Source organism: uncultured Flavobacterium sp. (assembly GCF_963974175.1).
In the GTDB taxonomy this organism is placed as follows: Bacteria; Bacteroidota; Bacteroidia; order Flavobacteriales; family Flavobacteriaceae; genus Flavobacterium.
In genome coordinates, this window is record NZ_CAXBBR010000011.1 from 16,185 (window position 1) to 28,703 (window position 12,519).

Annotated in this window: 27 protein-coding genes; all 27 read right to left on the reverse strand. The window is 35.3% G+C overall.

The annotated features are described in order from the left end of the window. Positions 1-12 precede the first annotated feature (12 nt). Complete coding sequence (gene rpsD, locus AAC069_RS14790) at positions 13-618, reverse strand: 30S ribosomal protein S4 (protein WP_074724331.1); 606 nt, start codon at positions 616-618, stop codon at positions 13-15. Positions 619-708: 90 nt separating this feature from the next. Then, positions 709-1,092, reverse strand: a complete 384-nt coding sequence (rpsK, locus tag AAC069_RS14795) for a 30S ribosomal protein S11 (RefSeq protein ID WP_007136543.1) — start codon at positions 1,090-1,092, stop codon at positions 709-711. Between the two features lie 8 nt (positions 1,093-1,100). After that, positions 1,101-1,475, reverse strand: coding sequence for a 30S ribosomal protein S13 (gene rpsM, locus AAC069_RS14800; protein ID WP_074724332.1), 375 nt, complete (start codon positions 1,473-1,475; stop codon positions 1,101-1,103). Between the two features lie 2 nt (positions 1,476-1,477). After that, positions 1,478-1,594, reverse strand: a complete 117-nt coding sequence (gene ykgO, locus AAC069_RS14805) for a type B 50S ribosomal protein L36 (RefSeq protein WP_074724333.1) — start codon at positions 1,592-1,594, stop codon at positions 1,478-1,480. Between the two features lie 12 nt (positions 1,595-1,606). Further along, positions 1,607-1,822, reverse strand: coding sequence for a translation initiation factor IF-1 (infA, locus tag AAC069_RS14810; protein ID WP_007136545.1), 216 nt, complete (start codon positions 1,820-1,822; stop codon positions 1,607-1,609). Positions 1,823-1,826: 4 nt separating this feature from the next. Further along, on the reverse strand, positions 1,827-3,173 hold the full coding sequence (gene secY, locus AAC069_RS14815) for a preprotein translocase subunit SecY (protein ID WP_074724334.1): 1,347 nt from the start codon (positions 3,171-3,173) through the stop codon (positions 1,827-1,829). A gap of 13 nt (positions 3,174-3,186) precedes the next feature. Next, positions 3,187-3,639, reverse strand: a complete 453-nt coding sequence (rplO, locus tag AAC069_RS14820; protein WP_091091611.1) for a 50S ribosomal protein L15 — start codon at positions 3,637-3,639, stop codon at positions 3,187-3,189. An 11-nt stretch (positions 3,640-3,650) separates the two neighbouring features. Next, the gene (rpmD, locus tag AAC069_RS14825; RefSeq protein ID WP_073210382.1) at positions 3,651-3,833 is read right to left on the reverse strand and encodes a 50S ribosomal protein L30; all 183 of its coding nucleotides are present in this window, start codon (positions 3,831-3,833) and stop codon (positions 3,651-3,653) included. A 12-nt stretch (positions 3,834-3,845) separates the two neighbouring features. Next, a complete protein-coding gene (gene rpsE / locus AAC069_RS14830; protein ID WP_091091607.1) occupies positions 3,846-4,370 on the reverse strand; it encodes a 30S ribosomal protein S5 in 525 nt (174 codons plus the stop codon). A 6-nt stretch (positions 4,371-4,376) separates the two neighbouring features. Next, positions 4,377-4,727: a 50S ribosomal protein L18 gene (gene rplR / locus AAC069_RS14835; protein ID WP_091091603.1), complete on the reverse strand. Its 351-nt coding sequence runs from the start codon at positions 4,725-4,727 to the stop codon at positions 4,377-4,379. 11 nt (positions 4,728-4,738) lie between these two features. Continuing rightward, complete coding sequence (gene rplF / locus AAC069_RS14840; protein ID WP_091091600.1) at positions 4,739-5,281, reverse strand: 50S ribosomal protein L6; 543 nt, start codon at positions 5,279-5,281, stop codon at positions 4,739-4,741. A gap of 15 nt (positions 5,282-5,296) precedes the next feature. Continuing rightward, on the reverse strand, positions 5,297-5,695 hold the full coding sequence (gene rpsH / locus AAC069_RS14845; RefSeq protein WP_066081018.1) for a 30S ribosomal protein S8: 399 nt from the start codon (positions 5,693-5,695) through the stop codon (positions 5,297-5,299). Between the two features lie 70 nt (positions 5,696-5,765). Next, complete coding sequence (gene rpsN / locus AAC069_RS14850; protein WP_074724338.1) at positions 5,766-6,035, reverse strand: 30S ribosomal protein S14; 270 nt, start codon at positions 6,033-6,035, stop codon at positions 5,766-5,768. 3 nt (positions 6,036-6,038) lie between these two features. After that, on the reverse strand, positions 6,039-6,590 hold the full coding sequence (rplE, locus tag AAC069_RS14855; RefSeq protein WP_339921232.1) for a 50S ribosomal protein L5: 552 nt from the start codon (positions 6,588-6,590) through the stop codon (positions 6,039-6,041). A 2-nt stretch (positions 6,591-6,592) separates the two neighbouring features. After that, on the reverse strand, positions 6,593-6,907 hold the full coding sequence (gene rplX, locus AAC069_RS14860) for a 50S ribosomal protein L24 (protein WP_091091597.1): 315 nt from the start codon (positions 6,905-6,907) through the stop codon (positions 6,593-6,595). 11 nt (positions 6,908-6,918) lie between these two features. After that, the gene (rplN, locus tag AAC069_RS14865; RefSeq protein WP_007136556.1) at positions 6,919-7,287 is read right to left on the reverse strand and encodes a 50S ribosomal protein L14; all 369 of its coding nucleotides are present in this window, start codon (positions 7,285-7,287) and stop codon (positions 6,919-6,921) included. Between the two features lie 2 nt (positions 7,288-7,289). Then, positions 7,290-7,550, reverse strand: a complete 261-nt coding sequence (rpsQ, locus tag AAC069_RS14870; RefSeq protein WP_091091594.1) for a 30S ribosomal protein S17 — start codon at positions 7,548-7,550, stop codon at positions 7,290-7,292. 11 nt (positions 7,551-7,561) lie between these two features. Then, positions 7,562-7,759 (reverse strand): 50S ribosomal protein L29, encoded by a 198-nt coding sequence (rpmC, locus tag AAC069_RS14875; protein ID WP_091091590.1) that lies wholly within the window; start codon positions 7,757-7,759, stop codon positions 7,562-7,564. A gap of 13 nt (positions 7,760-7,772) precedes the next feature. Continuing rightward, entirely contained in the window at positions 7,773-8,198 is a 426-nt protein-coding gene (gene rplP / locus AAC069_RS14880; RefSeq protein WP_016989325.1) for a 50S ribosomal protein L16, read from the reverse strand. A gap of 18 nt (positions 8,199-8,216) precedes the next feature. Continuing rightward, positions 8,217-8,966: a 30S ribosomal protein S3 gene (gene rpsC / locus AAC069_RS14885; protein WP_026707012.1), complete on the reverse strand. Its 750-nt coding sequence runs from the start codon at positions 8,964-8,966 to the stop codon at positions 8,217-8,219. Between the two features lie 6 nt (positions 8,967-8,972). Next, positions 8,973-9,383 carry a 50S ribosomal protein L22 gene (gene rplV / locus AAC069_RS14890; protein ID WP_007136561.1) on the reverse strand — a complete coding sequence of 137 codons (411 nt, stop codon included), beginning with the start codon at positions 9,381-9,383 and terminating at the stop codon, positions 8,973-8,975. Positions 9,384-9,389: 6 nt separating this feature from the next. Further along, positions 9,390-9,668 carry a 30S ribosomal protein S19 gene (gene rpsS / locus AAC069_RS14895; RefSeq protein ID WP_007136562.1) on the reverse strand — a complete coding sequence of 93 codons (279 nt, stop codon included), beginning with the start codon at positions 9,666-9,668 and terminating at the stop codon, positions 9,390-9,392. Positions 9,669-9,674: 6 nt separating this feature from the next. After that, positions 9,675-10,499: a 50S ribosomal protein L2 gene (gene rplB / locus AAC069_RS14900; RefSeq protein WP_091091587.1), complete on the reverse strand. Its 825-nt coding sequence runs from the start codon at positions 10,497-10,499 to the stop codon at positions 9,675-9,677. 9 nt (positions 10,500-10,508) lie between these two features. After that, positions 10,509-10,799, reverse strand: a complete 291-nt coding sequence (rplW, locus tag AAC069_RS14905; RefSeq protein ID WP_074724344.1) for a 50S ribosomal protein L23 — start codon at positions 10,797-10,799, stop codon at positions 10,509-10,511. 6 nt (positions 10,800-10,805) lie between these two features. Continuing rightward, positions 10,806-11,435 (reverse strand): 50S ribosomal protein L4, encoded by a 630-nt coding sequence (rplD, locus tag AAC069_RS14910; RefSeq protein ID WP_339921233.1) that lies wholly within the window; start codon positions 11,433-11,435, stop codon positions 10,806-10,808. Next, the gene (gene rplC / locus AAC069_RS14915; protein ID WP_074724346.1) at positions 11,435-12,052 is read right to left on the reverse strand and encodes a 50S ribosomal protein L3; all 618 of its coding nucleotides are present in this window, start codon (positions 12,050-12,052) and stop codon (positions 11,435-11,437) included. Before rplC ends, rplD begins: the two co-directional genes overlap by 1 nt. Positions 12,053-12,205: 153 nt before the next feature. Next, entirely contained in the window at positions 12,206-12,511 is a 306-nt protein-coding gene (gene rpsJ / locus AAC069_RS14920) for a 30S ribosomal protein S10 (RefSeq protein WP_011963470.1), read from the reverse strand. Between the last annotated feature and the right edge of the window lie 8 nt (positions 12,512-12,519).

Genomic DNA, 12,519 nt, shown 5'->3' on the forward strand with positions numbered 1-12,519 from the left:
CTAAGTCAATTATTATTTGTTGTACAACTCTACGATTAATTGTTCTTTAATGTTTTCTGGAATTTGAAGTCTAGCTGGTACAGAAACGAAAGTACCTTCTTTAACGTCATTATTCCAAGTAATCCATTCATAAACATGACTTGAATTAGATAAAGAACGTTCGATAGCCTCTAATGATTTAGATTTTTCACGAACTCCTACTTTATCACCAGGTTTAAGGTGGTAAGAAGCAATGTTTACTACATCACCATTAACGGTAACGTGTCTGTGAGACACAAGTTGTCTAGCGCCTCTTCTAGAAGGAGCGATACCCATTCTAAATACTACGTTATCTAATCTTGCTTCACATAATTGTAAAAGAACTTCACCAGTAACACCTTTAGTAGCTGATGCTTTTTTGAATAAACCTCTGAATTGTTTTTCTAAAATTCCATAAGAATATTTAGCTTTTTGCTTCTCCATTAACTGGATTGCGTATTCAGATTTTTTACCTCTTTTTTTAGCCATTCCGTGTTGCCCAGGTGGGTAACTTCTTCTTTCGAACGCTTTGTCATCTCCGAATATTGCTTCGCCAAATTTACGAGCAATTCTAGTTTTTGGACCAGTATATCTTGCCATTTCTAAAAATTTTATTAAGGTAGAGATTATGAATTCAGGTCATATCCTTCGATAATCGTGTTTTCTACCTAGTTATACTTAAATATATTATTAAACTCTACGTCTCTTAGGAGGACGACATCCATTGTGAGGCATTGGAGTAACATCGATAATCTCAGTTACTTCGATTCCACCGTTATGCAAAGAACGAATCGCAGACTCACGTCCATTTCCTGGTCCTTTTACATAAACTTTCACTTTTTTAAGTCCTGCTTCAATAGCTACTTTACTACAATCTTCTGCTGCCATTTGGGCTGCGTATGGAGTGTTCTTTTTAGAACCTCTAAAACCCATTTTACCAGCTGAAGACCAAGAAATAACTTCACCTTTTTTGTTTGTCAAAGAAATAATGATGTTATTGAAGGTAGCAGAAATATGAGCTTCTCCCGTTGATTCAACGATAACTTTACGTTTTTTTGCAGTTGCTTTAGCCATATTACTTATTATTTAGTTGCTTTTTTCTTGTTGGCAACAGTTTTTCTTTTACCTTTTCTTGTTCTAGAGTTGTTTTTAGTTCTTTGTCCTCTTAAAGGAAGACCAGTTCTATGACGGATACCTCTGTAACAACCAATATCCATTAAACGTTTGATGTTCAAAGAAACTTCAGAACGCAATTCTCCTTCAATTTTGAATTCTGATACCGCTTCACGAATTGCTCCGATCTCGTCATCATTCCAATCTTGAACTTTTTTATCTTGGCTAACTTGAGCTTTTTCTAAAATCTCAATAGCTCTACTATTTCCTAATCCGAAGATATAGGTAAGTGCTATAACACCTCTCTTGTTTTTCGGGATATCTACCCCTGCTATTCTTGCCATAATTATCCTTGTCTTTGTTTAAATCTAGGATTCTTTTTGTTTATAACGTACAATATCCCTTTTCTACGCACAATCTTGCACTCGGGACTTCTCTTTTTTACTGATGCTCTAACTTTCATTGTGAATATCCTTTAATATCTATAAGTAATTCTTGCTTTTGACAAATCGTATGGGCTCATTTCTAGTTTCACTTTATCACCAGGTAATAATTTGATATAATGCATACGCATCTTTCCAGATATATGAGCAATTACGATATGTCCATTTTCTAACTCTACACGGAACATCGCATTTGATAATGCTTCAATTATGGATCCGTCTTGTTCTATTGCTGATTGTTTTGCCATAAGATTAAGCTACTGCTTTTCTATTTTTTCCACTCTTCATTAAACCGTCATAATGTTTGTTTAACAAGTATGAATTAATTTGTTGAATTGTATCTATGGCAACACCAACCATAATTATTAATGAGGTACCCCCAAAAAACATTGCCCAAGATTGTTGAACATCCATAAGACTTACAATAATCGCTGGGAACACAGCTATTAGAGCTAGAAATAAAGATCCTGGGAAAGTTATCAAAGACATCACTTTGTCAAGAAAATCAGAAGTCTCTACACCTGGTCTAATACCTGGAATAAATCCTCCACTTCTTTTCAAATCATCTGACATCTTATTAGTAGGAACTGTAATTGCAGTATAAAAGAATGTAAATACAACTATTAAAGTTGCAAAAACAAGGTTATACCAAAAACCGAACATATTACTAAAAGCGCCAACAACTGATTGCGATGCATCTGATTTAGACAACCCAGCCACAGCAGCAGGAATGAACATGATAGCTTGAGCAAAGATAATCGGCATAACTCCAGAAGCATTAAGCTTTAATGGAATCCATTGTCTATTACCACCCATCATATCTTGTTCAAAATCACCTGACGTAGTACGACGAGCGTACTGTACTGGTATCTTTCTAATTGCCATAGTTAATAAAACACAGGCAACAATAACTAAAAGCCAAATAATAATTTCGATAACCAATAACATTGGTCCACCGTTGTTATTCGTAACTCTAGTAGTAAATTCCTGTATAAATGCTTGAGGAAATCTAGCAAGTATACCTACCATAATTAAAAGTGAAATACCATTTCCAATTCCTTTATCAGTTATTTTTTCACCTAACCACATGGCAAATATTGTACCTGTAACTAAGATAATCACTGAAGAAAATAAGAATTCAAAAGAATTAAACCCTAATAAAAATGCACTACTAGGTAAAGTTCTATATAGATTGTAGATGTAAGTTGGTCCTTGTACTAGTGTAATAACAATAGTTAACCAACGTGTTATCTGATTAATCTTTTTTCTACCACTCTCACCATCGTTTTGAAGTTTTTGCAAATAAGGAATCGCAATTCCCATAAGCTGAACAACAATAGAAGCCGAAATGTAAGGCATAATTCCTAAAGCAAAAACTGACGCTTTAGAGAATGCACCACCAGTAAACATATCTAGGATAGATCCAATACCACTTTTGGTTTGGCCTGCTAAACTATTTAATTGTGTTGCATCGATTCCCGGAAGCGTAACATGTGCTCCAAAACGATAAACTAAAAGCAGACCTAACGTAATTAGGATTCTGTTTTTTAGTTCCTCGATTTTCCAAACATTACTTATTGATTCAATAAATTTCTTCATATTAATTGAAAAATTACATTGTTACAGCTTCTCCTCCAGCAGCTTCAATAGCAGCTTTTGCAGTAGCAGTAAATTTGTGAGCAGTTACTTTTAATTTTGCTTTCAATTCTCCTCTTCCTAAAATCTTAACGATTTCATTCTTAGTAGCTAAACGGTTTGCAACATAAGTTGTCATATCGACAGCATCAGTTACAATTCCATTGTCTACTAACAATTGAAGTGTATCAAGATTCACACCTTCGTATTCTTTACGATTGATGTTTGTAAAACCAAACTTAGGCACACGTCTTTGAAGTGGCATTTGCCCTCCTTCAAAACCAATCTTTTTAGAATAACCAGAACGAGATTTTTGTCCGTTGTGACCTCTTGACGAAGTACCACCTTTTCCAGAACCTTCTCCTCTACCTAATCTCTTATTTTGACTGTGTGTTGAACCCTCAGCTGGTTGTAAGTTACTTAAATTCATAACAGTATTTGTTATTTAGTTTCCTCTACAGAAACTAAGTGTTTAACTTTGTTTATCATCCCAAGGATTGTAGGGTTTGAATCATGCTCTACAATTTGTCCCATTTTACGTAGACCTAAAGCTTCCAATCCTCTTTTTTGAGTAAGAGGACAGTTGATTTTACTTCTAACTTGTTTTACTAATAATTTAGCCATAATTTCCTTGAATTAACCTTTAAAAACTTTTTCTAAAGAAACTCCTCTTTGTTTTGCAACACTATAGGCGCTTCTCATTTGTAACAACGCATCAAAAGTTGCCTTAACTACGTTGTGAGGGTTTGATGATCCTTGAGATTTCGATAATACATCGTGAATCCCAACTGACTCAAGAACTGAACGAACAGCTCCACCTGCAATAACTCCTGTACCATGAGAGGCAGGAATTAAAAATACACGAGCTCCACCAAACTTACCTTTTTGTTCGTGTGGTACTGATTGTCCATTCAAAGGAATTTTTACTAGATTTTTCTTAGCATCTTCTACTGCTTTCGCAATTGCTTCAGAAACATCTTTAGATTTTCCTAATCCATGACCTACAACACCATTTTCATCACCTACAACTACAATAGCAGAAAAACCGAAAGCTCTACCACCCTTTGTAACTTTAGTAACACGATTAACACTCACCAAACGATCTTTTAATTCAAGACCACTTGGTTTTACCAACTCTACATTCTTGTATTTATTAGACATAATATATTAGAATTTAAGTCCAGCCGCTCTCGCGCCTTCTGCTAATGATTTAATACGACCGTGATACAAGTAACCTCCTCTATCGAATGTTACAACTTCTATCCCAGCTTTTAACGCTTTCTCTGCTACAAGTTTTCCAACTGCAATAGCAACCTCTACGTTTGTACCTTTTCCTATTTCTTTTTCTCTTGAAGAAGCAGCCAAAATAGTAACTCCGTTTACGTCATCAATAAGTTGAGCATAAATTTCTTTGTTACTTCTAAATACAGATAGTCTTGGATTTGTAGCAGAACCACTAATCGTCTTTCTAATTCTGAATCTAATTCTCTGTCTTCTTTCAGGTTTTGATAATGACATAATCTTATTTTTTAAGCTGATTTACCTGCTTTTCTTCTTAATACTTCACCCACAAATTTAACTCCTTTTCCTTTGTACGGCTCAGGCTTACGAAAAGCTCTAATTTTTGCCGCAACTTGACCTAAAAGTTGTTTGTCAAACGATGTAAGTTTAACAATTGGGTTTTTACCTTTTTCAGATATAGTTTCTAAAGTTACTTCAGCAGCAACTTGCAAAACGATATTGTGAGAATATCCAAGAGCTAAATCTAATTTTTGTCCTTGATTTGAAGCTCTATAACCAACTCCTACCAATTCCAATGATTTTGTAAAACCATCTGTTACACCGATAATCATGTTATTGATTAAAGATCTGTACAAACCATGTTTTGCTCTTTGGTCTTTGTGATCAGACGATCTGTCTACTTGAACCTGACCGTCTTCAACTGTAACAGTTACGTCCGAAAACTCCTGTGTAAGTTGACCATTTTTTCCTTTTACTGTAATAATACCATCTTTAACTTCTACAGTTACTCCAGCAGGGATTACAATTGGGCTTTTACCTATTCTTGACATCTTATAGTCTATTTATTAGTATACGTAACAAATTACTTCACCACCAACATTCAATTGTTTTGCTTTTTTTCCTGTCATCAATCCTTTTGATGTAGAAACAATAGCAATACCTAATCCGTTAAGGATTCTTGGAATGGTTGAAGAACTTGAATATTTACGTAAACCTGGTTTACTAATTCTTTGGATATCTTTTATTACTGACTCTTTAGTATCTTTATCATACTTCAAAGCAATTTTGATTGAACCCTGAACAGCGTTGTCTTCAAATTTGTAACTTAAGATATAACCTTGATCAAATAAGATCTTAGTTATTTCTTTTTTTAGATTAGATGCAGGGATCTCAACAACTTTGTGGTTTGCAGCCACAGCGTTTCTAACCCTTGTTAAATAATCTGCAATAGGATCTGTATACATATGTATAAATTTGCGGTTATGGTTTTCTTCAGACCTTCTGAAGAACCTTTAACCAATTAAAATTAATTTTTTACCAACTGGCTTTTTTAACCCCTGGTATCAATCCGTTATTTGCCATTTCACGAAATGTAACACGTGAAACACCAAATTGACGCATATAACCTCTAGGTCTACCTGTAATTTTACATCTGTTGTGTAAACGAACAGGTGAAGCGTTTTTAGGTAATTTCTGCAAACCTACGAAATCTCCAGCCTCTAACAAAGCTTTTCTTTTCTCAGCATACTTAGCTACCGTTTTTTCTCTCTTCACCTCACGGGCTTTCATTGATTCTTTAGCCATATCTTAATTCTTTTTAAAAGGTAATCCTAATTCAGTCAATAATGACTTTGCTTCCTTATCTGTTTTTGCAGTAGTTACAAAAGAGATATCCATACCTGATATTTTGTTTACTTTATCAATGTCAATTTCCGGGAAAATGATTTGTTCTAAAACCCCAAGGTTATAGTTTCCTCTTCCGTCAAAACCTGTAGCTTTTATACCACTGAAATCTCTAACACGTGGTAAAGCAGAAGTAATAAGTCTATCTAAAAACTCATACATTCTTTCTCCACGTAAAGTAACTTTAGCACCAATCGGCATTCCTTTTCTCAATTTGAAAGATGCAACATCTTTCTTTGAAATTGTAGATATCGCTTTTTGTCCAGTTATCTTTGTTAATTCATCAACTGCATAGTCGATTAATTTTTTATCAGAAACTGCTGCTCCAACTCCACGGCTCAAAACGATTTTTTCCAATTTTGGAACTTGCATTACGTTTGTGTATCCGTACTCCTCTTTAAGAGCAGATATTACTCTGTTCTTATATTCTTCTTTTAGTCTAGGTGTATACTCCATTACTATAGTACTTGATTAGATTTTTTTGAAAATCTTACTTTCTTATCTCCTTCAACTCTAATTCCAACTCTAGTTGCTTCCTTAGTTTTAGGATCAATTAGAGATATGTTAGATATTTGAATAGCAGCTTCTTTTTTCACAATACCACCTTGAGGGCTTTTTGCACTTGGTTTCGTATGTTTTGAAACCATGTTTACACCTTCAACAATCGCTTTGTTTTTCTCGCGGTCAACACGTAATACTTTACCTTCTGAACCTTTATGGTCTCCAGCAATTACTCTTACAATGTCGCCAGTTTTTATTTTTAGCTTTATCATCTTAAAACGAATTAAAGCACTTCAGGTGCTAATGATACAATTTTCATGAATTGTTTTTCACGAAGTTCTCTTGCTACCGGTCCAAAAACACGAGTTCCTCTCATTTCCCCTGCAGCGTTCAAAAGAACACATGCATTGTCATCGAAACGGATATAAGAACCATCGGCTCTTCTCACTTCTTTTCTGGTACGTACAACAACTGCAGTTGAAACAGCTCCTTTTTTAACGCTTCCGTTTGGAGTTGTATCTTTGATAGAAACTACAATCTTGTCACCAACTGAAGCATACCTTCTTTTGGTACCTCCTAAAACACGGATAGTTAAAACTTCTTTAGCTCCTGTGTTATCTGCTACTTTTAGTCTTGATTCTTGTTGTACCATAATTATTTAGCTCTTTCTAGGATTTCAACTAACCTCCAACATTTAGTTTTACTTAAAGGACGCGTTTCGCTAATCCTTACAGTATCCCCAACGTTACAGTCGTTCGTTTCGTCGTGTGCATGATACTTTTTAGTTTTCAACACGAACTTACCGTATAACGGGTGTTTTACTTTACGCACTTCTGCAACAACAATAGATTTATCCATTTTGTCCGAAGTTACAACACCAACTCTTTCTTTTCTTAAATTTCTTTTTTCTTCCATCTTTCAGCAGATTACAATTGTTGCAATTCTCTTTTAGTTAGCTCTGTAGCTAATCTTGCAATTGTTCTTCTTACACCTCTAATTTGAAGTGGGTTCTCAATTGGTGATATAGCATGAGCCATTTTTAGGTCAGCATATGTTTTCTTAGTCAAACTAAGCTTCTCTTGCAACTCCGCTGCAGAAAGATCTTTTATTTCTGATTGTTTCATAATATAATATAGATTATGCTTCGAAATCTCTAGCAACTACGAATTTAGTTTTTACTGGAAGCTTTTGAGCTGCAAGACGTAACGCCTCTTTTGCAACTGACAAAGGAACTCCTCCAACTTCAAACATAATTCTTCCGGGTTTAACAACGGCAGCCCAATACTCAACTGCACCTTTACCTTTACCCATACGTACCTCAAGAGGCTTCTTAGTAATTGGTTTGTCTGGAAATATTTTGATCCATAATTGTCCCTCTCTTTTCATGAAACGAGTTGCAGCGATACGTGCAGCTTCAATTTGACGAGAAGTTAGAAACATTCCATCTTCATGTACAGATTTAATACCAAACATTCCATTAGAAAGTTCATGCCCTCTTCCAGAGTTCCCTTTCATTTTACCTTTTTGTACCTTACGGTATTTTGTTCTTTTAGGCTGTAACATTTTTCTTTAATTTAAAAATTACTTTCTTTTACGAGCGTCTGGTTTTCCACCTTTATTAAAGTTAGATTTCCCACGAGGAGAATCTCCACCTTTTCCGCCAGATTGTTTCTTGTCCATTCCAGCAAGCGGAGAAAGATCTCTCTTTCCGTAAACTTCACCTTTCATGATCCACACTTTGATACCCATTCTACCGTAAGTAGTATGCGCTTCAGCTAATGCATAATCAATATCGGCTCTGAAAGTTGATAAAGGAACTCTTCCTTCTTTGAAACCTTCTGAACGTGCCATCTCAGCACCATTCAAACGACCAGAAATCAAAACTTTGATACCTTCAGCGTTCATACGCATAGAAGCAGCAATAGCCATTTTGATTGCACGTCTGTAAGAAATACGGCTTTCGATTTGACGACAGATGCTTGTAGCAACTAGATACGCGTCAAGTTCAGGTCTTTTGATTTCAAAGATGTTGATTTGAACCTCTTTGTCAGTAATTTTCTTAAGTTCTTCTTTTAACTTGTCTACCTCTTGTCCACCTTTTCCGATAATGATACCAGGTCTAGCAGTAGTGATAGTAACGGTTACAAGTTTCAAAGTTCTCTCGATGATTACTTTTGATACACTAGCTTTTGATAAACGAGCATGGATATACTTTCTGATTTTGTGATCTTCGGCAAGTTTATCACCATAATCATTTCCACCATACCAGTTTGAGTCCCATCCTCTGATGATACCAAGTCTATTTCCAATTGGATTTGTCTTTTGTCCCATCTTGTATTAAATTGCTTGTGTGTTATTAATAGATCCTAACACGATTGTAACGTGGTTAGAACGTTTTCTTATTCTGTGTGCACGACCCTGAGGAGCTGGACGAAGTCTTTTCAACATCATTCCACCATCTACTGTAATCGTTTTAACAAATAAACCTGCTTCTTCCATATTAGCGTCAGGGTTTTTTGCTTGCCAGTTGGCAATAACAGATAAAACCAATTTCTCTAATTTTCTTGAAGCTTCTTTAGAACTAAATCTTAAGATGTTTAATGCTCTCTCTACCTTCTGACCTCTTACCAAGTCCGCTACTAAGCGCATTTTTCTAGGTGAAGTAGGGCAGTTATTCAATTTTGCGAAAGCAATAGACTTATTAGCCTCTTTTCTCGCATCTGCTGTTTCTCTTTTACGAACTCCCATTGCTTCTTATTTTTTACCTTTATTTTTTGCTCCAGCATGACCTCTAAAAGATCTAGTTGGTGAAAACTCTCCTAATTTGTGACCTACCATGTTTTCTGTTACGTAAACTGGTACAAATTGACGACCGTTATGAACAGCGATAGTTTGCCCAACAAAGTCTGGAGTAATCATTGAAGCTCTAGACCATGTCTTAACAACTCCTTTATTTCCACCTGCGATGTTTTCTTGAACTTTCTTGTCTAACTTATAATGAACGAAAGGTCCTTTTTTTAATGAACGTGCCATATCTTATTATTTCTTTCTACGTTCTACGATATACTTGTTACTCGGGTTTTTCTTAGAACGAGTTCTATAACCTTTTGCTGGTATTCCATTTCTTGAACGTGGATGTCCACCAGAAGAACGTCCTTCACCACCACCCATTGGGTGATCGACAGGGTTCATTGCAACAGGTCTTGTTCTAGGTCTTCTACCTAACCATCTTGTTCTACCTGCTTTACCAGATACAACTAATTGGTGGTCTGAATTAGAAACAGCTCCAATTGTAGCAGCACAAGTTAACAAGATTAATCTTGTTTCACCTGAAGGCATTTTGATTGTTGCGTATTTCCCGTCTCTTGCCATTAATTGAGCAAAAGTTCCAGCAGAACGAGCAATTACTGCTCCTTGACCTGGTCTTAACTCAATACAAGAAATTACAGTTCCTAATGGAATTCTGCTTAACGGCAATGCATTACCAATTTCCGGTTGAGAATCTGGACCAGAAACTAATTTCTGACCTACTTTCAATCCGTTTTGAGCAATAACATAAGTTTTCTCACCATCAGCATAAGCTAACAATGCGATAAATGCAGTACGATTTGGATCATATTCAATTGACTTCACTGTCGCAGGAATTCCTTCCTTTGTTCTTTTGAAATCAATGATACGATATCTCTGCTTGTGACCACCACCCGTATAACGCATGGTCATCTTTCCTTGACTATTTCTACCTCCAGAGTTTTTTATCGGCGCTATCAAAGAGCGTTCCGGCTTATCAGTTGTAATGGCGTCATAACCATTCACAACTCTAAATCGCTGACCTGGGGTAATAGGTTTTAATTTTCTTACTGACATTTTTCTATCTTAGATATTGTTGTAAAAATCAATTGTTTCTCCGTCTTGTACTTGAACAATTGCTTTTTTAATTGCATTAGTCTTTCCACTGATTAAACCACTTTTAGTGTATTTTGTAGTTCTATCCGGTCTTACGTTCATCGTATTAACACTCAAAATAGTCACACCATAAGCAGCTTCAATAGCTTTCTTAATCTCAACTTTATTTGCTTTTTTGTTAACAACGAATCCGAAGCGGTTTAAAACTTCACTTTCTTTGGTTACTTTTTCCGTTACTATAGGTTTAATTATGATACTCATATCCTATTATTTACTTAAATTTTCTTCAATTATCTCCAAAGAGCTTTCTAAAAGAACTAGGTTATTAGCATTTAATATAGCGTAAGTACTTAATTCTAAGCTACTTACAACATTAGATGCCTTTAAATTGCGTGACGACAAATATACATTTTTATTCGTATCGCCCAACACAAATAGAGATTTTTTATTTTCTAACTCTAAAGCTTTCAAAACATTAATGAAATTTTTAGTGTTTGGTGTTTCAAATTTAAAGTCTTCAAGAACGATAATATTTGATTCTTTTGCTTTCATTGAGAACGCAGATTTTCTTGCTAAACGTTTCAAGCTTTTATTCAATTTGAATGAATAACTTCTTGGTCTAGGTCCAAAAACTGTTCCCCCACCTTTAAACAATGGATTCTTTGCACTACCCGCACGAGCAGTACCAGTTCCTTTTTGTTTTTTAATCTTACGTGTACTTCCCGCTACTTCAGCTCTTTCTTTAGCTTTGTGCGTTCCTTGTCTTTGATTAGCTAAATATTGCTTAACATCAAGGTATACAGCGTGATTATTTGGTTCAATTGCGAATACTGAATCAGAAAGTTCAACCTTTCTTCCAGTATCTTTTCCGTTGAAATCTAATACTTTTACTTCCATTACTTGTGAATGATTACATAAGAGTTGTTACATCCAGGAACACATCCTTTTATAACAAGTAGGTTCTTTTCAGTCACTACTTTTAAAACTCTAAGGTTTTGAACGTTTACATTTTCTCCTCCCATTCTTCCAGCCATACGCATTCCTTTGAATACTCTAGATGGATAAGAAGAAGCCCCTACAGAACCTGGCGCTCTTAAACGGTTATGTTGACCGTGAGTTGCTTGACCAACACCACCAAAACCGTGACGTTTTACAACTCCCTGAAAACCTTTACCTTTAGATACACCTTGTACATCTACAAATTCTCCTTCAACAAACATAGAAACATCTATAAGATCTCCTAGTTTTTGTTCTGTTGCAAAATTCTGGAATTCAACGACTTTTTTCTTAGCTACAGTTCCCGCTTTTTTAAAGTGACCTAAAGCCGCTTTTGTGGAATGTTTCTCGTTTTTGTCATCGAAACCTAGTTGCAACGCTTCGTACCCGTCAACACCAATGGTTCTGACTTGGGTAACAACACAAGGACCAGCTTCAATTACTGTACAAGGAATATTCTTCCCGTTTTCATCGAAAATACTAGTCATGCCGATTTTTCTACCAATTAACCCAGACATAAATATTAATTATTAATTATTAAATATAAAAATAGAACACATCATTTAAGTGGAACTCATTTTTAAAGTGGTGCAAAAGTATAACTTATTTACACACAATCCAAAAAAAATTTCCACTTAAACAAAGTGCCCTTTTTACTCTTAAGTAAATCCTTAAACTTTGATCTCTACTTCAACTCCACTAGGCAATTCTAATTTCATTAAAGCATCAATAGTTTTAGATGAAGATGAATAAATATCAATCAATCTCTTGTATGACATTACTTCAAATTGCTCTCTCGCTTTCTTGTTAACGTGCGGAGAACGTAGCACTGTAAAAAGTTTTTTGTGAGTTGGTAATGGAATTGGTCCTGTTACTACTGCACCGGTACTCTTAACCGTTTTTACAATCTTCTCAGCAGACTTGTCTACCAACATGTGATCGTAAGATTTTAGTTTTATTCTGATTTTTTGACTCATTTTCTTAA